Annotated in this window: 1 protein-coding gene; it reads right to left on the bottom strand. The window is 68.2% G+C overall.

The genetic code is table 11. The features are described from left to right. The coding region (locus F6X42_RS43375; RefSeq protein WP_187639810.1) for a hypothetical protein at nt 1-214 on the bottom strand (214 nt) is incomplete at both ends.

The following is a 214-nucleotide window of genomic DNA, read 5'->3' as shown; positions in this document are numbered from 1 at the left end:
CGTGTCGCCCGGCTCACCCTTGCCCACCAGCGTCGGCTGCGTGTCGTCCGTGCTCTCCCCATTGCCCACCGGACCCTGGATCGGACCCACGTGGTCAATGACTTCGCCCAGCGACGGCGTGTCCGGCGGGGTCGTGTCCACGATCACGGTCCACGGGTCCGACGGCTTGCTTTCGTTGCCCGCCGGATCGCGTTCCACCAGCGTGAACTCATGC

Source organism: Paraburkholderia podalyriae (assembly GCF_014397785.1).
GTDB lineage: Bacteria > Pseudomonadota > Gammaproteobacteria > Burkholderiales > Burkholderiaceae > Paraburkholderia > Paraburkholderia podalyriae.
The sequence above is the reverse complement of the archived record's forward strand: the minus strand, read 5'-3'. Positions and strand labels throughout refer to the sequence as shown.